This window comes from Mycolicibacterium houstonense (assembly GCF_900078665.2).
GTDB lineage: Bacteria > Actinomycetota > Actinomycetes > Mycobacteriales > Mycobacteriaceae > Mycobacterium > Mycobacterium houstonense.
Window position 1 is genome coordinate 2733392 of record NZ_LT546207.1, and the last position, 18848, is coordinate 2752239.

At 67.4% G+C, this 18848-nt stretch carries 18 protein-coding genes and 2 pseudogenes; 10 read left to right on the forward strand and 10 right to left on the reverse strand.

The window, feature by feature from the left end:
- Positions 1-324: pseudogene (locus tag BN4332_RS34360) on the forward strand (SGNH/GDSL hydrolase family protein); the annotation flags it as partial.
- Between the two features lie 45 nt (positions 325-369).
- Positions 370-1587: an acetyl-CoA C-acetyltransferase gene (locus tag BN4332_RS13760; RefSeq protein ID WP_066898951.1), complete on the forward strand. Its 1218-nt coding sequence runs from the start codon at positions 370-372 to the stop codon at positions 1585-1587.
- Positions 1588-1661: 74 nt separating this feature from the next.
- Here BN4332_RS13760 and BN4332_RS13765 read toward each other — a convergent pair whose 3' ends face one another.
- Together BN4332_RS13765 and BN4332_RS13770 are read right to left on the reverse strand one after the other, a co-directional pair.
- Positions 1662-2507, reverse strand: coding sequence for a DUF559 domain-containing protein (locus tag BN4332_RS13765; protein ID WP_066898964.1), 846 nt, complete (start codon positions 2505-2507; stop codon positions 1662-1664).
- A 252-nt stretch (positions 2508-2759) separates the two neighbouring features.
- Positions 2760-3641 carry a Bax inhibitor-1/YccA family protein gene (locus tag BN4332_RS13770; protein WP_066898952.1) on the reverse strand — a complete coding sequence of 294 codons (882 nt, stop codon included), beginning with the start codon at positions 3639-3641 and terminating at the stop codon, positions 2760-2762.
- A gap of 173 nt (positions 3642-3814) precedes the next feature.
- Between BN4332_RS13770 and BN4332_RS13775 the strand changes: the two genes are divergently transcribed.
- The 3 genes from BN4332_RS13775 to BN4332_RS13785 are packed head-to-tail and all read left to right on the forward strand — an operon-like array spanning position 3815 to position 7356.
- On the forward strand, positions 3815-4861 hold the full coding sequence (locus BN4332_RS13775; RefSeq protein ID WP_066898953.1) for an enoyl-CoA hydratase/isomerase family protein: 1047 nt from the start codon (positions 3815-3817) through the stop codon (positions 4859-4861).
- A complete protein-coding gene (locus BN4332_RS13780; protein ID WP_066898954.1) occupies positions 4858-5634 on the forward strand; it encodes an enoyl-CoA hydratase in 777 nt (258 codons plus the stop codon). Before BN4332_RS13775 ends, BN4332_RS13780 begins: the two co-directional genes overlap by 4 nt.
- 21 nt (positions 5635-5655) lie before the next feature.
- Positions 5656-7356, forward strand: coding sequence for an alpha/beta hydrolase (locus BN4332_RS13785; RefSeq protein ID WP_066898965.1), 1701 nt, complete (start codon positions 5656-5658; stop codon positions 7354-7356).
- Positions 7357-7358: 2 nt separating this feature from the next.
- Here BN4332_RS13785 and BN4332_RS34365 read toward each other — a convergent pair.
- A pseudogene (locus tag BN4332_RS34365) lies at positions 7359-7493 on the reverse strand (rhodanese-like domain-containing protein); the annotation flags it as partial.
- Positions 7494-7575: 82 nt separating this feature from the next.
- Entirely contained in the window at positions 7576-8100 is a 525-nt protein-coding gene (locus BN4332_RS13795; RefSeq protein ID WP_066898955.1) for a cysteine dioxygenase, read from the reverse strand.
- Positions 8101-8218: 118 nt separating this feature from the next.
- On the opposite strand from BN4332_RS13795, the gene lpqV reads away from it, so the two are divergent.
- Positions 8219-8677, forward strand: a complete 459-nt coding sequence (gene lpqV / locus BN4332_RS13800) for a lipoprotein LpqV (protein ID WP_066898956.1) — start codon at positions 8219-8221, stop codon at positions 8675-8677.
- On the opposite strand, the gene BN4332_RS13805 is transcribed toward lpqV, so the two are convergent.
- Together BN4332_RS13805 and BN4332_RS13810 are read right to left on the reverse strand one after the other, a co-directional pair.
- Positions 8674-10419: a SulP family inorganic anion transporter gene (locus BN4332_RS13805; RefSeq protein WP_066898957.1), complete on the reverse strand. Its 1746-nt coding sequence runs from the start codon at positions 10417-10419 to the stop codon at positions 8674-8676. The two genes, lpqV and BN4332_RS13805, sit on opposite strands and share 4 nt — an antisense overlap.
- A 208-nt stretch (positions 10420-10627) precedes the next feature.
- Positions 10628-11929, reverse strand: coding sequence for a Glu/Leu/Phe/Val family dehydrogenase (locus BN4332_RS13810; RefSeq protein WP_084459270.1), 1302 nt, complete (start codon positions 11927-11929; stop codon positions 10628-10630).
- A gap of 286 nt (positions 11930-12215) precedes the next feature.
- On the opposite strand from BN4332_RS13810, the gene BN4332_RS13815 reads away from it, so the two are divergent.
- The gene (locus BN4332_RS13815) at positions 12216-13211 is read left to right on the forward strand and encodes a patatin-like phospholipase family protein (RefSeq protein WP_066898958.1); all 996 of its coding nucleotides are present in this window, start codon (positions 12216-12218) and stop codon (positions 13209-13211) included.
- An 8-nt stretch (positions 13212-13219) separates the two neighbouring features.
- Here the strand turns inward: BN4332_RS13815 and BN4332_RS13820 are convergent, their stop codons facing one another.
- Positions 13220-14077, reverse strand: coding sequence for a patatin-like phospholipase family protein (locus BN4332_RS13820; RefSeq protein WP_066898967.1), 858 nt, complete (start codon positions 14075-14077; stop codon positions 13220-13222).
- 36 nt (positions 14078-14113) lie between these two features.
- Positions 14114-14968 (reverse strand): class II glutamine amidotransferase, encoded by an 855-nt coding sequence (locus tag BN4332_RS13825; RefSeq protein WP_066898959.1) that lies wholly within the window; start codon positions 14966-14968, stop codon positions 14114-14116.
- 64 nt (positions 14969-15032) lie between these two features.
- On the opposite strand from BN4332_RS13825, the gene BN4332_RS13830 reads away from it, so the two are divergent.
- On the forward strand, positions 15033-16076 hold the full coding sequence (locus tag BN4332_RS13830; protein WP_066898960.1) for a zinc-binding dehydrogenase: 1044 nt from the start codon (positions 15033-15035) through the stop codon (positions 16074-16076).
- Between the two features lie 50 nt (positions 16077-16126).
- Here the strand turns inward: BN4332_RS13830 and BN4332_RS13835 are convergent, their stop codons facing one another.
- Entirely contained in the window at positions 16127-17176 is a 1050-nt protein-coding gene (locus BN4332_RS13835; protein ID WP_066898961.1) for an NAD(P)H-dependent amine dehydrogenase family protein, read from the reverse strand.
- Between the two features lie 30 nt (positions 17177-17206).
- Positions 17207-17344 carry an F-box protein gene (locus BN4332_RS33695; RefSeq protein WP_096866897.1) on the reverse strand — a complete coding sequence of 46 codons (138 nt, stop codon included), beginning with the start codon at positions 17342-17344 and terminating at the stop codon, positions 17207-17209.
- Positions 17345-17419: 75 nt separating this feature from the next.
- Here BN4332_RS33695 and BN4332_RS13845 point away from each other — a divergent pair, with 75 nt between their 5' ends.
- Complete coding sequence (locus tag BN4332_RS13845; RefSeq protein WP_235654086.1) at positions 17420-17803, forward strand: hypothetical protein; 384 nt, start codon at positions 17420-17422, stop codon at positions 17801-17803.
- A 15-nt stretch (positions 17804-17818) separates the two neighbouring features.
- Positions 17819-18848, forward strand: a 1030-nt coding sequence (locus BN4332_RS13850; protein ID WP_066898963.1) for a lipid-transfer protein, incomplete at its 3' end; no start/stop codon positions are given.

The following is an 18848-nucleotide window of genomic DNA, read 5'->3' on the forward strand; positions in this document are numbered from 1 at the left end:
CTCGCCCGCGCCCAGGCCGGTGCCGTACGGGGCGCGGGCGGCGTGCCGGTGCCCTTCTCGGACCTGCTGGCCCCGGACTTCTACAAGGCACCTGAGCTGCTGTTTTCCGACGACATGTTCCATCCGTCGGCGGCGGGCTATGCACTCGCGGCCAAGCAGTTGTTGCCGGCACTGTGCGGTGCGCTCGGCGAGTGGGACGGCGACGAGGCCCTCGAAACGGGGTCCGCGGACGACAACTCGTTGCTGAGCCGGCTGGGCGGTGTGACCAGGCTGTGGCACCGCTCCACCGGGGTCCCCGCTCCCGTCGTGGTGTCCGCGGGATAGTTTCACAGCTGAGTTTTCAAGCCATTCGATCAGCAGGAGCCTGTCATGCCCGAAGCCGTCATCGTCGCCACTGCCCGTTCGCCGATCGGCCGGGCCGGTAAGGGGTCCCTGGTCAGCATGCGCCCCGACGATCTGGCCGCCCAGATGGTCAAGGCCGTCCTGGACAAGGTGCCCGCCCTGGATCCGCGCGACATCGACGACCTGATCATGGGTTGTGGCCAGCCCGGCGGTATGGCCGGCTTCAACATCGGCCGCACCGTGGCCGTGCAGCTGGGCTACGACTTCCTGCCGGGCACCACCGTCAACCGCTACTGCTCGTCGTCGTTGCAGAGCACCCGGATGGCCTTCCACGCGATCAAGGCCGGCGAGGGCCACGCGTTCATCTCCGCGGGCGTGGAGACCGTGTCGAACTTCGCCAGCGGCAACGCCGACGGCTGGCCCGACACCAAGAACCCGCTGTACGCCGATGCGATGGCCCGCTCCGCCAAGGCCGCCGAGGGCGCCGACGAGTGGCATGACCCGCGCGAGGACGGCCTGCTGCCCGACGTCTACATCGCCATGGGCCAGACCGCCGAAAACGTCGTGCTGCACACCGGCATCAGCCGTGAGGACCAGGACCACTGGGGTGTGCGGTCGCAAAACCGGGCCGAGGAAGCGATCAAGAGCGGCTTCTTCGAGCGCGAGATCACGCCGGTGACCCTGCCCGACGGCACCGTGGTGTCCACCGACGACGGCCCGCGCCCCGGCACCACCTACGAGAAGATCAGCCAGCTCAAGCCGGTGTTCCGGCCCAACGGCACCATCACCGCAGGCAACGCCTGCCCGCTGAACGACGGCGCCGCCGCGCTCGTGGTGATGAGCGATGTGCGGGCCAAGGAGCTGGGCCTGACCCCGCTGGCCCGCGTGGTGTCGACCGGTGTGTCCGGGCTGTCGCCCGAGATCATGGGTCTGGGCCCGATCGAGGCCGTCAAGCAGGCGCTGGCCAACGCCAAGATGACCATCGATGACATCGACCTCTACGAGATCAACGAGGCGTTCGCAGTGCAGGTGCTCGGCTCGGCCCGCGCGCTCGGCATGGACGAGGACAAGCTGAACGTCTCCGGCGGCGCGATCGCCCTGGGCCACCCGTTCGGCATGACCGGTGCCCGCATCACCGCCACGCTGCTGAACAACCTGCAGACCCACGACAAGACCTTCGGCATCGAGACCATGTGCGTCGGTGGCGGCCAGGGTATGGCGATGGTTGTGGAGCGCCTGAGCTAGTTCGCTTTTCGCCGAGTCTGCGTACAGATCGGGATTTCACCCGATTTCGCGATCTGTACGCAGACTCGCTGCTCTCAGCGCAGCGTCGATTGCCCATCGGCGATTGCTGTTCGGACCCGTCGCAGAATCTCGGCCGGTCGGTCTTCGGCCACCACCCTGACGATGATCCAGCCCATCCGCTCCAGCTCGGCTGTCCGGCGGATGTCCTTCACATACTGCGTGCGATCAGTGCGATGTTGGTCCCCGTCGTACTCCACCGCGACCATCCACTCGGTCCAGCCCATATCGAGGTAGGCGAACGGATATCCGGTTGGCCCCAGCACCGAGATCTGAGTCTGCGGGCGCGGCAGACCATCCTCGACGAGGAGCAGGCGCAGCCAGGTCTCCTTCGGCGATTGCGACCCGGCATCAACCATGGGAAGCACCCTCTCGAGTTGACGCAGTCCGCGGGCTCCGCGATGCCGCGCAGCCACTGCTTCGACATCACAGACCTTCAATCCCGTTGCCCTTGTGAGGGAATCGAGCCGAGCCACCGCGCGACCGACCCCTGATGTGCGGCCGATGTCGAAGGCCGTCCGCTCCGGCGTCGTCACGGGGAGCTCGCCGACCTGTGCGATCTCGTTCGGCTGCAACCGCATCGCGGATGTCCGCACGCCGCGCGGACTCCTGGCATTGGTCCAGATCAACTCGATGGGTGCGGAATCGTCGACCCACTTCGCCCCGTGCAGAGCCGCCGCGGTGAGACCGGCCAGGACTCCCTGGCGGTGCGACCACAGCCACGCCGCCCGGGCCCGATCGGCCAGTGTGGGGTGGTAGTCCCGCGCCACATAGACATCGGGCAATATCGCGCGGAAGTTGGCGCGCAACTGATGCTTGCGGATCACACCGTCCCGCACCGCTTCTGAGCCGATGAACGGCATGTCGAAGATGGTCACGCTGCCGACATTGCGAGGCATCTCCGACAGCTGCCGTCCGCGAACGTCTCCGGGAACAACAGCTGTGGATGAATTCGACGCTGTGTGCTGATCTTCGAGCCTGCGCGCAGATCGCGAAAGCACGCAATTCCGCGCCCTCAGCGCAGACTCGGCGCACTCACCGCAGACTCGGCGCAAGCGCCAACCCATAAGAAAAAGGCGCCCGCAATCGCGGACGCCTTTCTCGGGGCAGGGTTGCTAGTCGTTGTTGAAGTACGACAGCAACCGGAGGATCTCGATGTACAGCCAGACCAGGGTGACGGTCAGGCCAAGGGCGATGCCCCAAGCGGCCTTCTCCGGAGCACCGGCACGGACCATCTGGTCGGCAGCGTCGAAGTCGATCAGGAAGCTGAACGCGGCCAGGCCGATGCACAGCAGCGAGAAGCCGATCGCCAGCATGCCGCCGTCACGCAGACCCAGGCCGGCACCGCCACCCACGCCGAAGATGGCCAACACGAAGTTGAGCAACATCAGCGCGACGACACCGAACAGGCCGGCGACGATCATGCGGGTGAACTTCGGCGTCACACGGATGGCACCGGTCTTGTAGACCACCAGCATGCCGAAGAACACGCCCATGGTGCCGACGATCGCCTGCGCGATCATGCCGACGCCGCCGACCGAGGCAACGTTGGCGATGATGAACGACACCGCACCGAGGAACAGGCCCTCCAGCGCCGCGTAGCTCAGCACGATCGCCGGGTTGTCCTGCTTGCGGCCGAAGGTGGCGATCAGAACCAGCACCAGGCCACCCAGGCCGCCGATCAGGGCGAACGGCGTCGCAAGGCCGAGGCTCGTAACCGTGCCATCAGCCAGGGTGGTGATGCTGCCGGACACCAGGAAGTAGGACACCACCGCGACGGCCGAGAGCACGGCCAACGTGATGCCGGTCTTGGTGACGACGTCATCGATCGTCAGCGGACGTGAGACGCCGGTCTGCGGCTGCTCCAGGTACTCCTGCGCGTAGGGCTGCGCATGCACCTGCTGTGCACCGAAGCCGGCGGCTCCGGTACCAAATTGTGCGTATCCGCCCTGCTGCTTCGGCAGGCTGCGGAATACCGGGTTGCTGGATTCGCGCACCGTCGGTCCTCTCCTATGAGATGTGTTCGAGTACGAACTAGTAGCTCAACGATCGATGTTCCTGGCGGGTTCCCGTCGACGCGAAAAGACTCTCAGGAAACTTCCAGGTTGATCTTGAGGCAAACCCTACCCGTAGCGCACCCCTGCTGGGGGCCCGAACTAGATTGCAACTCGTGACAGAAAACGAGGACGTCCTAGTAAGTGTCCGGAACGGCGTCGGGATCCTCACGCTGAACCGGCCGAAAGCGATCAACTCGCTCAACGACGCCATGGTCGCAGGCATGGCCGACGCACTGCACGCCTGGGCGGGCGACGACTCCGTCCACACCGTGCTGCTGACCGGCGCCGGCGAACGCGGCCTGTGCGCGGGCGGCGACGTGGTGGCGCTCTATCACAGCGCCAAGGCGGGCGGCGCCGACGCGCGGCGGTTCTGGTTCGACGAGTACGTCCTCAACGCCTACATCGGCCGCTACCCCAAACCGTATGTGGCGCTGATGGACGGCATCGTCATGGGCGGCGGCGTCGGAGTTGCCGCGCACGGCAGCGTCCGGGTGGTCACGGACACCACCAAGATGGCGATGCCGGAGGTCGGCATCGGCTTCATTCCCGACGTCGGCGGCACCTATCTGCTGTCTCGGGCCCCGGGCGCGCTCGGGTTGCACGCCGCACTCACCGGGGCGCCGTTCTCCGGGGCCGACGCGATCGCGATGGGCTTCGCCGATCACTACGTGCCGCACGATCAACTGGCCGGCTTCGCCGAGGCCGTGGTCGCCGACGGTGTGGAGAAGGCGCTGGCCGCCTACGCCGTCGAGCCGCCCGCCAGCCCGCTGCTCGAGCAGCGCGACTGGATCGACGAGTGCTACGCCGGCGAGACCGTCGCCGACATCATCGCCGCGCTGCGGGGCCATGGAGCCGCAGCCGAGAAGGCAGCCGATTTGATCTCCACCCGCTCCCCCATCGCCCTGTCCGTGACGCTGGAAGCGGTGCGCCGTGCGGCCAAGCTGGAGACACTGGAGGATGTGCTGCGCCAGGAGTACCGCACCTCGTGCGCTTCGGTGAGGTCCCACGATTTCGTCGAGGGCATCCGGGCGCAGCTGGTCGACAAGGACCGCAACCCGCAGTGGGCCCCGGCTTCGATCGCGGCGGTCAGCCCCGCCGACGTCGAGGCGTACTTCGTTCCGGCAGAACCTGATCTGACGTTCCAGGAGGAGAGCAAATGAGCGAGTTCGAGACGATCCTGGTGACCCGTACCGACCGGGTCGCCACCATCAAGCTGAACCGGCCCAAGGCGCTCAACGCGCTCAACAGCCAGGTGATGACCGAAGTGACCACGGCCGCAGCCGAACTCGATGCCGATCCGGGCGTCGGCGCGATTATCGTCACCGGTAACGAGAAGGCGTTCGCCGCCGGTGCCGACATCAAGGAGATGGCCGAGCTGTCGTTCGCCGACGTGTACTCGGCCGACTTCTTCGAGCTGTGGTCCAAGTTCGCCGCCACCCGCACCCCGACGATCGCCGCGGTCGCCGGCTACGCGCTCGGCGGCGGCTGCGAGCTGGCGATGATGTGCGACATCTTGATCGCCGCGGACTCGGCGAAGTTCGGACAGCCCGAGATCAAGCTGGGTGTCCTGCCCGGCATGGGCGGTTCGCAGCGGCTCACGCGCGCCATCGGCAAGGCCAAGGCCATGGACCTGATCCTCACCGGCCGCACCATCGACGCCCAGGAAGCCGAACGGGCCGGCCTGGTGTCACGCCTGGTGCCCGCCGACACCCTGATCGACGAGGCGCTGGCCGTGGCCGAAACCATCGCCGGGATGTCGCTGTCGGCGTCACGGATGGCCAAGGAAGCGGTCAACCGGGCGTTCGAATCGTCGCTGGCCGAGGGCCTGCTGTATGAGCGGCGGCTGTTCCACTCGGCGTTCGCGACCGCCGATCAGAAGGAAGGCATGGCGGCGTTCACCGAGAAGCGCGCCGCGAACTTCACCCATCGTTAAGGTCGACGGGTGACCACACCCGTGGAAGACACCGAGAGCACCGCCGACGCCACCGAAGCCGGGGTCCCGGCCGAGCCGGACAAACCGGACTGGTGGGTGCGCCACTACACGTTCTTCGGAACCGCGGTGGGGCTGGTGTTCATCTGGTTTTCGCTGACCCCGTCACTGCTGCCGCGCGGCCCGCTGTTCCAGGCACTGGTCAGCGGGGGCGCCGGGGCAATCGGCTACGGCCTCGGCGTTTTCGGCGTCTGGCTGGTGCGTTACATGCGGTCGGCGGAAACCAGTCCCAAGGCGCCGAGGTGGGCGTGGCTGGCGCTGGTGGTGGTCGGGATCGTCGGACAGATCCTGATGATCATCTACTTCCACGTGTGGCAGGACGAGGTCCGCGACTTCATGGGCGTGCCGCGGCTGACGTTCTGGGACCATCCGCTCACGGCCGTGCTGTCGATCATCGTGCTGTTCGTCTTCGTCGAGATCGGGCAGTTGGTCGGCTGGCTGGTGCGGTTCCTGGTGCGCCAGCTCAATCGCTTTGCCCCGCCGCGGGTTTCGGCCGTCGTTGTGGTGGTACTGCTGCTGGTGTTCAGCATCGCCCTGCTCAACGGCATCGTGGTGCGGTTCGCGATGGACAAGATCAACAGCACGTTCTCGGCCGTCAACGACGAGGACAACCCCGATTTCAAGGCGCCGACGTCGATACGCCGGTCAGGCGGTCCGGAATCGTTGGCCAGCTGGGAATCCCTGGGTCATCAGGGCCGGGTGTTCGTCGCGGCCGGGCCTTCCGTGCAACAGCTTTCGCAGTTCAGCGGCAAGCCCGCGGTCGAACCGATCCGCGCGTATGCCGGCCTGCACTCCGCCGACGGCATCAAGGCGACGGCGGCGCTGGCCGCACGCGAGCTGGAACGCACCGGCGGGCTGGACCGCGCCGTGGTCGCCGTGGCCACCACCACCGGCACCGGCTGGATCAACGAGGCGGAAGCCTCGGCGCTGGAGTACATGTACAACGGCAACACCGCGATCGTGTCGATGCAGTACTCGTTCCTGCCGAGCTGGTTGTCGTTCCTGGTGGACAAGGAGAATGCCCGCCAGGCCGGGCAGGCCCTGTTCGAGGCGGTCGACGCGTTGGTGCGGGAACGTCCAGAAGGCAAGCGCCCCAAGCTCGTCGTGTTCGGCGAGAGCCTCGGATCGTTCGGCGGTGAGGCCCCGTTCCTGGCCCTGAACAATCTGGTTGCCCGCACCGATGGCGCACTGTTCTCCGGCCCGACGTTCCAGAACACGATCTGGACCACGCTCACCCGTGACCGCGACGCCGGCTCGCCGGAGTGGTTGCCCATCTACGACAACGGCGAGAACGTCCGGTTCAGCGCGAAGGCCGAGAATCTGGACCGGCCCGACGCGCCGTGGGGCCATCCGCGGGCGGTGTACCTGCAACACGCGTCGGATCCGATCGCGTGGTGGAACACCGATCTGCTGTTCGCCGAACCAGATTGGCTCAAGGAGCCCCGCGGCTACGACGTGTCCGGGCGCATGCAATGGATCCCCGTGGTGACCTTCCTGCAGGTGTCGGCGGACATGGCGGTGGCTGTCGACGTACCCGACGGGCACGGCCACGTCTACGTCAAGGATGTCGCCAACGCCTGGGCCGCGGTGTTGCAGCCACCGGGATGGACGCCGGAGATGACCGCGAAGCTACGGCCGATGCTCTCCAACAACGAGAACGCCTGACCTCAGACCTGACCGGCGGCCACCAGCGCGTGATACCCGCCGACGACATCGGTGGACCGGTGCAGGCCCAGGTCCACCAGCGAGGCGGCGGCCAGGCTGGAGGTGTAGCCCTCCGAGCACAGGATCACCCAGTAGACGTNGCGGCGGGCAGGTCCGAGGCGGGCAGTCGGTCCAGGCGGGTGCGGGCCTGTGCCAGCACGGTGTCGATGCGGCTCATCGCTATCCCTCCGGTGCGTCGGTGAGTTCGGTGCGGTTGCGACGCAACGTGTTCTGCGGCGTCACTTCGTAGTAGGACATCGCGGTCAGCGGTGGCGAGTAGGCGTGCACGCTCAACGTCGGCCCCGTCACCGTGACCGGCCCAGGCGCCTTGACCACGTCGTGCACCCATCCGAGCGGGAAGGCGGCCTGATCGCCGGCCGTGAGCCGCCGATGCCGTAACAGCTCACCGTCCCAACGTGTTTCGGCCAACTCCCCGGACACCACGGTCAGGGCACCCAGCGACCCGCCGTGGTCGTGCAGTTCGGTCGATTTGTCGGGCACCCAGCTGATCAGCCAGACCTCGACCTCGTCGTCACCGGACAGCCGGGTGTACCACCGATCGTCGGTCGGCAGCCCCCGCAGCAGGCGGTCGTAGCGGCCGGACAACACATCGTCGGCGGCGCGGTCGGTGGTGTGCAGCAGGTCGGGCAGCCGCAGGCGGGTGGGCGCGGAGACGGCAGGAACGGACGCAAGGGTGGACAGCATCAGAGAAGCTCCAGGAATGACGGCGGAACAGGGCAGACGGGCGCGTTAGCGAGCCCGACAACACCTCTGCGATCCGGTCCGTTCCGTCATGGCGGCCAGTGTTGCATAGATTGGCTTCATGCGCAGTTACACGTGGACCGCACGCCTGACCGCCGGAGCCGTCGCCGCAGCCGGCCTGAGCCTGCTGATCGGATGCTCGACCGAGGCCGACACGGATCAGGCCGGGAAGCCGGCGGAGTCCTCCGCACCGGCCACCACGACCGCCGAGGCGGCGACGCCGACGGCCAAACCGGGTGAGGTCGCGGTCTCCCCCGGCGGCGTCACCACCGCGGTCGGAGCCGACGCGCAGTCCACGGAAGAGGAGTATTTCCAGGCCTGTCACGCCGCGAAGGTCTGGATGCAGGCCAAGGGCGGGGACCTGAAGGCGCAGATCGAGCCATACCTGGCGAGCCTGCAGGCACCCGACGCGGCACCCGGCCCGGGCACGTACAACGTGCCGTGGGCCAAGCTCGAGCCGGCCCGCCAGGCCGCGGTCATCGTGGCGGCGCGGGCGGCGGCCGACGAGCTCTGCAGCTAGTTCGAATCACGCTGCGGTAAATCCCCCGGATCGCCCCGGGCGGCCAGCCAGGCACGGCCGCGCTCGACGGCGATGTCCAGCGCGCCGAAGATCCGGTCGGCGGCCGGCACGATGCCGTCGTCGCCGAGCACGTCGTCGAGACCGCCGCGGCGCAGCACCTCTGCGGTGCCGGGGTTGACCCCGGCCACGATCAGCCTGCCGTCGTTGGCGGCCAACTGCCCGGCCCACCGGCGCAGGGCCTTGATCGTCACCGAAGATGGCACGTCGGGCAGCGATCGCAAGCTGAGCACGACGACGGCGTTGGTGGTGCCTTCGGCCCGCGGCCAGGTCTCGTCGATCCGCGCCACCTCGGCGAACAGCCCCACCCCGGCGTAGTGCAGGACGGTGACGTCATTGCTGGCGCACTGCTCGGGCACCGGGGCTTGGTGCCAGCCCCCGTCCGCGGTCGGTTCCAGCGCCACCAATTGCGCGGCCTCGGCGGCCTTGGCGCAGTAGAGCACCAGCGAGGTGATGACACCGCTGACGATCGCGGTGTGCAGCGGCAGCTGCGTGGTGGCCGCGAAGGTCACCAGCATGGCCACCGCCGACAGCGGTGCGACCCGCAGCACCAGCTTGATGTCCGGCAGCCGGCCGACCACCAGCTCGGCTCCGATCACCAGGATCAAGCCTCCGATCACCGGCATCGGGATGATCTCGGTNATCAAGCCCCCGATCCCCGGCATCGGGATGATCTCGGTGGCCGAGCCGGCGACCAGGCCCAGCCCCGCGAGCCACAGCCCGGCGAAGATGCCGGCCCACCGGGTCTGGGCACCCGCCGAGGTCGCCACCCCGGTGCGCGACAGCGAACCACCGGCGGGCAGTGCACCGAACAGGCCACCGGCCACGTTTGCCGCGCCCTGCGCCAGGAAATCACCGTTCATGTTGGTGCGGCTGCCATCTGGATTGGGTACCGCGGCAGAGATCCCGGCGGCTTGGGCCAGCGCGACGAGCGCCACCGCGACACCGCCGACAATCAGTTCGGGCATCGCGGCAAAGTTCGGAACCGTCACCGGTGGAAGCGCGTTGGCGATCGAGGCGATGTCACCGACGGTCTCGACGTCGATACTGAACGCCGCGGTCGCCGCCGTGACCACGACGAGCGCCAGCAACGTGGCGAACGACTCGAGTGGCTTGATGAAGTGGAACACCGCCCACACCGCGACCGTGCCAACGGCCACCGCGACGGACGCCGGATGCCACAGCCCGATGTGGGCCAGCGAGTCGATGAACTTGCCAATTGTGTTGCCGCTGTCGGGTTTATAGCCGGTGGCGTCGCCCAGCACGCCGGCCACGATCTGCAGCGCGATACCCGTGGAAAAGCCCGTCATCACGGCGTTGGAGACGAAGTTCATGATCGAGCCGAACCGCAACAGGCCGAACAGCAGCATCACCGCGCCGACCACGATCACCAGGGCGGCGACGTTGGCCGGATCCTGCGGGTCGAGCCCGGCCTCCTTGAGCACACTGCGCGACGTCAGCGCGATGGCACTGGTCAGGGTGGTCACCATCAGCACCGTTCGGGCGAACAGAGATCCGATGATTCCGGGAACGATGCCGGCGTAGATACCGGTGACCGGGTTGAAGCCGCCGATGCTGGCATAGGCCATGCCCTCCGGGATGGAGAACAATCCCGTGACCAGTCCGGCTATCGCATCGCGGGGCTTGGGGCGACCGAGCTTCCGTAGAAATGTTGACGGACCCACGCTCCAACCCTCCCACGAATGGTTACGCGGTGGGCGATACTTCGAATCTACGCGTGCCCGGAATCCTTCCGTATCAGCGCGAATGGCTGCGGGCCGGCGCTGGTGGTGTACGCGGTCACCAGAGGTGCCGGCATCGCCGCCGGATCACCAAACGCACAGTCGCACTTGATCACTCAGACGCTGCCGGTCGACCGGTCTGCGCGGACCGCTACGGGTAGAGCCCGCGCAGTTGCCCGGCCTGAGCGACACGTTCGACAGCCAGGCAGGTCGCGGCGGCACGAAGCGGTAGGTGCAACTTATCGGCATGAGCGCTGACGTGTTGCCAGGCGCTCAGCATTCGTTCGGCCAGCCGGGTCTCGACTTCGTCGGCGCCCCACCAGTACGCCTGATTGGCCTGTACCCATTCGAAATACGACACGATGACGCCGCCGGCGTTGGCCAGGATGTCCGGAACGACGAGTGTCCCAGCCGCGTTGAGTAGGCGGTCGGCCTCCGGTGTCGTGGGACCGTTGGCGCCTTCGACGACTACGGAGGCCTTGATCTGTGGTGCATTTCCTACGTGGATCACCCCTTCGACGGCCGCCGGGACCAGCAGATCGACGTCTGCCGCGAGCAGGTCCTCGTTGGTGATCGCATCGGCGTCGACAAAGTCGATCACCGATCCGGTGGCGTCGACATGATTGGCCAGGGCCGCGATGTCGAGGCCGGAATCTGCTCTGACGGCGCCGTACTGGTCGGACACGGCGACCACGCGCATACCCGCGTCCGCCAGGAATCGCGCAGCGTGCCGGCCGACCTTGCCGAAGCCCTGCACCGCGGCGGTGGCGCCTTCGACTCGGATGCCTCGAGACCGCAACGCCGCCAGTGCGACGTGGACGACTCCGCGCGACGTCGCCGTGGCACGCCCCAGAGAACCGCCGAGGCTCACCGGTTTTCCGGTGCTGACTCCGAGCACGGTGTGCCCCTTCTGGACGGAATAGGTGTCCATCATCCAGGCCATGGTTTGCTCGTCGGTCCCGACATCCGGCGCGGGGATGTCATGGTCGGGCCCGATCAGCGGACTGATCTCACTGGTGTAGCGACGGGTGACCCGTTCCAGTTCGGAACGGCTGTATCGACGCGGATCGATGCGGATGCCACCTTTGGCCCCGCCGTAGGGGACGTCGAGCAGGGCGCACTTCCACGTCATCCACATCGCCAGGGCACGCACTTCGTCGAGTGTCACATCGGGTGCGTAGCGCAGTCCGCCCTTCGCCGGACCGCGAGAGACGTTGTGTTGCACCCGATGTCCGATGAGCAGTTCCATCTCACCGGAATCCCGGTGGAGCGGCACGGCCACGGTGAGCTCACGCCGCGGGTTGGCCAGCAGCTCGTACATGCCATCGTCGTAACCGAGAATCGTGACAGCCTCGTGCAGTTGAGCACGTGCGTCGTCGAACGGGCTTGCGGGCGCTGTGGCCAACTGGGGTCGTCGGGCGAGAGCGGCCTCGGTGTGTTCGATCGTGGTCACGCCTTCTCCTGTTGTTGGTTGACCTGATGCCAGAACGCTAGGCATTCGGGAACCGACCCAGCAGTGCCGATCTGCACATCTTTCGAATGCCGACTGTGCAACTGTGACAGCCGAAAATCTGGCCACCGAGCGGGGCCGACGGTGCGGGCCAGGCCGAAACGTCCTCGTGTTGATGTTAATTGGGATCGTCGGTGCGCGGCGGGTGCACAACAGGTCTCAAACCATGTTCTAAGACTTCGGGAAGCAGCGCGATAGATGCCGGCGAGAAGGCGAACGTCATCCGGAAATGCCGCAGAATGGACACATGCGTGTTGCTCTGGCGCTCGGCAGTGGTGGGGCCCGCGGCTACGCGCACATCGGGGTGATCAACGAGCTGCGCGACCGCGGTTATGAGGTCGTCGGGGTGTCGGGCTCGTCGATGGGTGCGCTGGTCGGCGGGCTGCATGCGGCCGGCAAACTCGACGATTTCGCCGACTGGGCGCGGACTTTGACCCAGCGGGCGGTGCTGCGGCTGCTGGATCCATCGATCACCGCGGCGGGCATCCTGCGCGCGGAGAAGATCCTCGACGCGGTCCGCGACATCATCGGCGAGGCCACGATCGAGGAGCTGCCGATCCCCTACACGGCCGTCGCCACCGACCTGATCGCCGGCAAGTCGGTGTGGCTGCAACGCGGCCCGGTGGATGCCGCGATCCGGGCGTCGATCGCGATCCCCGGTGTGATCGCCCCGCACGTCCTCAACGGCCGGCTGCTCGGTGACGGCGGCATCCTCGACCCGCTGCCCATGGCGCCGATCGCCGCGGTCAACGCCGATCTGACCGTCGCGGTCAGCCTGGCCGGCGGTGATCCGGGGACCGCGGCCACCCCGGGCGACCCCGAGCGGCGGCCCACCACCGAATGGCTCAACCGCATGATGCGCAGCACCTCGGCGGTGCTGGACACGGCGTCGGTGCGGGCCGTGCTGGACCGGCCCACCGCGCGGGCGGTGCTGAGCCGGTTCGGGGCGTCACTGCCACCCGACGACGGCCTCGATCCCGACGCCCCGGGTGACGACGCCGAGGTGCCGGAGCCGGCCGACGTACCGAAGCTGGGCAGCTTCGAGGTGATGAACCGCACCATCGACATCGCCCAGGCCGCACTGGCCCGGCACACGCTGGCGGCGTATCCGCCCGACCTGCTGATCGAGATTCCCCGCTCGCTGTGCCGCAGCCTGGAATTCCACCGTGCCGCCGAGGTGATCGAGGTCGGGCAGGAATTGACCGCCCGCGCCCTCGACAGCTGACGGCTGACTCAGCCCGCCAGGAACGCCGCGACCTCGGCCGCCACCCGTCGTCCCTGCGCCCGCCCGGCCCGGGCCGAGGGAACCCGGCAGGCCGGGTCGAGCGGATTCTTGCCGAAGGCGATCAGGGCGTCGTCGTCGGCGAAGATCCCGAACGACCGGCCGCCGAATCCGTCCACCTCCTCGGCCGCCCCGGTGCCGAACGGAGACGGGGTCGAGCGGCCCTGCGGCACCAGCGCCACCGCGGTGTCGCAGTCGGCGGCCATGACCATGTTGACCGCGCTGCCGATGCCACCGTCCATGAACCGGCGGTCGCCGATCGTCACGACCGGCCACACCGCGGGCACCGCGCAGCTGGCGGCGACGGCGTCGACCAGCGAGACCCCCGAGTTCCGGTCCAGCGTCACCAGCTCGCCGGTGTCGATGTCGATGGCCGAGATCCGCAGGATGCGGTCCGGCCAGTCGTGCGACGGCAGGCGTGCCTCGATCACCTTGCGCCGCACCTCAGGGTCGACGGTGTCGGTGGTCAGCGCCACCGCGCCGATGCCCTGTAATTTCTGGGCCTTGGTGGTGTTGGGCTTCAGCATCGCCTTGACGAACAGGTCCGTGACGTTGTCGATGCTCACGCCGGGATCCAGCTCGGCCGATTCCGCGCCGATCTGCCGGTCGAACAGTTGCTCGAGGCTCAGCCCGCTGCCGAGTTGCGCCGACACCGTCGACCCCGCCGAGGTACCCACCAGGACGTCGGAGGCGAGCAGGGCGTCAGCGGTTTCGGGAGATTCGTCGGCGATGCCCTGCAGGATGCCGGTTTCCCAGGCGATTCCGGCGATGCCACCACCGGCGAGCACCAGTGCACGTTTGGAAGTCACGAACACCGAGTGTGCCAGGGCCCCGGAAGCCGGCCGCTAGACGTGCTGCGACGCGGCGGCCTGCGCGCTCAGATCCGCGTGCTGCAGAAGGTGCCGAGGCGGTCGCGGGAGAACCGTCCGACGATCGATCCGCAGATCCGCTGCGACGTGAACCAGCTCGCCGGGCGCGATCAGCTGCCAGTCCTCGCCGTCCATCGGCTCGCTGGCGAACACCACCGACGGCTGAGAGGTCAGATGCTCGGACTCGGCGCGGATTCGCGGGCTGCGCAGCCGCAGCCGTCGCTGCGCCGGCACGGTGCGGTCGAGCACAAACAGTTCGTGGGTGTCCGGGTAGCGCAGCGCCCACATGTCGGTGGCCGTGCTGAGCAGGATGTTGACGGCGTAGATCGGCACGTTGTCGGCGAGCCAGCCGATCGCGTCGACGATGCCCACACCGATGTCGCCGGCACGGTCCCGAACCGCCGCGGTGATGAGCGCGAAGACCCGTTCGGAGTCGGTCTGGCCCGCCACCAGGTCAGCCACACCCAGCTCGCGGATCCGCTCGTCGAGCAGGTCCAGGCCCTCGACCACTCCGTTGTGCGCGAAGATCCGGCCGTCCTGCAGGAAGGGGTGGGTGTTCGCCGTGTCCAACGCTCCGGTCGAGGCGTAGCGGACGTGCGCGATGAACGTCGTCGCGGTGACATCGTGTGCCTCGGTGGCGAATTCGCTGTCCTGCCACGCCGCGACGGGCTCCTTGTGCAGCACTGCCACGCCGTCCGGGCCGAACACGCCCAGGCCGGTGCCGTCCGGGTTGCGCCTGCTCTGCTCGGCGAGGTTGTCCGGGGCGTCGAGCAGCCAGAAGGTCGCCGTCACCAGTTCGCGGCCGGCGTGCAGGCCGAACAATCGGCACATGACCTCAGCGCACCCGATGAAGTGCCATGATGCGGATAGTAACCGGTGAGACGAGGAGAACGCGATGACGAGCACCATGCGGGCAGAACGCTTCTACGCCGACACCAAAAGAATTGTGGTGGAGGATGTTCCGATCCCCGAGCCGGGACCGGGCGAGGTGCTGGTCAAGGTCGCGTTCTGCGGCATCTGCCATTCCGATCTGAGCCTGATCAACGGGACGTTCCCGGCACAGGCCCCGGTGGTGACGCAGGGCCACGAGGCGTCGGGCACCATTGCCAAGCTGGGCCCGGGTGTCACCGGCTGGGCCGAGGGCGACCGGGTGATCGTCGCGGCGGGCCGCCCATGCCTGGAATGCCCCAACTGCCGGCGTGGTGACATCGCCAACTGCATGCGAATCCAGTTGATGGCCTTCGCCTATGACGGGGCGTGGGCCGAGTACACGCTGGCGCAGGCGGTCGGGCTGACCCGGGTTCCGGACAATGTGCCGCTGGAGCAGGCCGCGATCCTCGCCGATGCGGTGTCCACGCCGTACGGCGCGGTGGTGCGCACCGGCAAGGTCGGCATCGGCGAGTCGGTCGGGGTGTGGGGTCTCGGCGGGGTCGGTACCCACATCGCCCAACTGGCCCGGCTGGTCGGCGCCGCACCGATCGTGGCGGTCGACATCAAACCCGACGTGCTGGACCGGGCGTTGGAGGTCGGTGCGGACTATGCGTTCGACGCCGGTGACGAGCAACTCGGCGAGAAGATCGCCGAGGTCACCGGGGGCCGCGGGCTGGATGTGGCATTCGATGCGGTGGGACTCAAGTCGACGTTCGAGCAGGCGCTGGGCCAGCTGACCGTCGGCGGCCGCTTGGTCGCCGTCGGCATGAGCGCGCAGGAGCCCACCATCGGGCCGACGTCGATGTTCGGCCTGACGCAGAAGCAGGTGCTCGGCCACCTCGGCTACCAGAACGTCGACATTTCGACGCTTGCCACGCTGGTGTCGCTGGGCCGGCTGGATCTGTCCCGGTCGATCAGCGAGGTGGTTTCGCTGGAGGACGTGGCGGACGGCATCGAGAAGCTGGAACGCCAGGAGGGCAATCCGATCCGGATCCTGGTGCGGCCCTGAATTTTCCGCGCCGAGTGTCGGCTCGCGCTATCACGACCACAAGCCGACGGTCACCGCAGGCCGAGAGCGGCCTTCCCGCTGATGAGTGGCAGGTCCGGGTAGGTGACCACGCCGGGTTCGGCCGCGCACACCGCGGGCACCGAGTTGACGCAATGCGCGGCGGTGGCGACGACGCCGGATTCCGGCCCGTCCTCACCGGCCTCGGACTGGAAGCCCTTGATGATGACGGTGAAGTCCGGGTTGCCGCGGACCTCCATCTCGTACCGCTGCCCGGCCGGTCCGAAAGTCCATGCGGGGTCGAGGTTTTCCTCACCCATCAGCCAGTTCACCGTGACCCGGACGACCGGCTCGCCATCGACGAGGGCCTCCCATTGGAACTTGCGGCCGGCGACCTGGCCGGGTTCGATCACGCCGATCGGTGAGTCGATGGGCGCGGTGGCCACCGCGATCTCCTGCGACGAGCGGATCCGCGGGTCGGTCTTGAAGCCCACGTGGTCGACGACCATCTTGACGGCCTGGATGAAACCGCCGTCGAGCATCTTCTGCATCGGCCCGCTCAACGCGGTGTCCGGGGCACCCCCGAATCCCATGACATGGCGCACCACATCGGGTGCCTCATACGTGCGTAGATCGGAAAACTCTTCGGCGCGAACGAAGTTCACCCCGGTGGCCATCGCCGAGAAGACCAGCGGGAACTTCTCGCTGATCCCGCCGGGCGCGATACCGGTGCCGTGCAGGGTGGCGTTGCCTTCCAGCGCGGCTTCCCGCATCGGTGCGGCCTGCTTCTCGCTCGGGTACAACCAACCGACCGGCGTGATCACGTTCTTTCCCGAGCGCAGCAGCGCAGCCACCTCGTCCGGGTTGGGGATCAGTGGTGCGTAGATCACCGCGTCGGCGTCCAGCGCCAGGATCTCGTCGGCGCTGCTGGTGGCGGTGACGCCGATGGGTTCGGTGCCGATGATCTCACCGACGTCCTTGCCGTTCTTGGCGTCGGAATGCACCCAGCAGCCGGCCAGTTCGAGGTCGGGATGTTCGAGCACGCCCTTGATGGCGGCGACGCCGACTCCGCCGGTTGCCCACTGCACCACTTTGAGCGTCAAGACCCCTCCTCGGCGAAACTAGAACACGTTCTACTGGTCTACACCACCGTCGTCGTCAGCGGAAGCACGATCTCTCCGGGCCAGGTACGAGATCACCAGCACCACCAGGACGGCAGGCAGAAATGCGGGGATCGTGAGCAGCAATGAATGGTCGGCAAGGATGGTCATACCGGGTTGACGAGGCAGCCGAGCCGAACGTGACTGTCACATCCGGGCGGGCTGCGCCGTCTGATCGGTATGCAGATGAGATTCGTCCAGATCGTCGTGGTGGTGGCGTCGCTGAGCATGCTGGTGACCGGAGTGTGGATGCGTATCGACCCCGCATCGTTCGCGCGGTGGGCCAACTGGCCCAATCACGTGCACTTCCTGCACGACGCCGGCGTGTTCCAGATCGGCATCGCGGTGACGATGCTGTTCGCGCTGTGGTGGCGCGACGTCATCGCCGTGGTGCTGACGGGGTTCCTGGTGGCCAACACGCTGCATGCGGTCAACCACTTCCTCGACCGCGACGGCGGCAATCCGTCCGACTGGTGGCAGCTCGGGGTGTTCTCGTTGCTGGCCGCTGCGGCCTTGGCGGTGCGGCTGCGTCAACTCCAGTTGAAGACGATTGACCCGGTTTCCCGATGAAGTATGTTCCGTTGCATGGCTAACAAAGTGTTCGTCGTCGGTGTCGGGATGACGAAATTCGAGAAACCCGGGCGTCGCGAAGGCTGGGACTACCCGGACATGGCGCGTGAGTCGGGCACCAAGGCGCTCGAGGATGCCGGCATCTCCTACGACCAGGTGCAGCAGGGCTACGTCGGGTACTGCTCGGGTGACTCCACGTCGGGGCAGCGTGCGCTCTACGAGCTCGGCATGACCGGCATCCCGATCGTCAACGTCAACAACAACTGTTCCACCGGTTCGACCGCGCTTTACCTTGCCGCACAAGCCATTCGCGGCGGGCTCGCGGATTGCACGATCGCGCTGGGCTTCGAGAAGATGCAGCCCGGCTCGCTTCAGGCGGGCGCCCAGGACCGCGAATCCCCGCTCGGCAAACACGTCAAGGCACTGGCCGAGATCGATGAGTTCGCCTTCCCCGTCGCGCCGTGGATGTTCGGTGCGGCCGGCCGCGAGCACATGAAGAAGTACGGCACCACGGCCGAACACTTCGCGAAGATCGGCTACAAGAACCACAAGCACTCGGTGAACAACCCGTATGCGCAGTTCCAGGACGAGTACACCCTCGACGACATCCTGGCCGCCAAGATGATCTCCGATCCGCTGACCAAGCTGCAGTGCTCCCCCACCTCGGACGGGTCGGGCGCGGCGATCGTGGCCAGCGAGGCGTTCGTCGACAAGCACGGCCTGGCCGGTCGGGCCGTCGAGATCGTCGGGCAGGCGATGACCACCGACTTCACCTCGACCTTCGACGGCAGCGCGGCCAACATCATCGGCTACGACATGAATGTGCAAGCCGCACAGCAGGTTTACGCGCAGTCCGGCCTGGGCCCCGAGGACTTCCAGGTCATCGAGCTGCACGACTGCTTCTCCGCCAACGAACTGCTGCTGTACGAGGCCCTCGGCCTGTGCGGCGAGGGTGAGGCGCCGCGGCTGATCGACAACAACGACACCACCTACGGCGGTCGCTGGGTGGTCAACCCGTCAGGCGGGTTGATCTCCAAGGGGCATC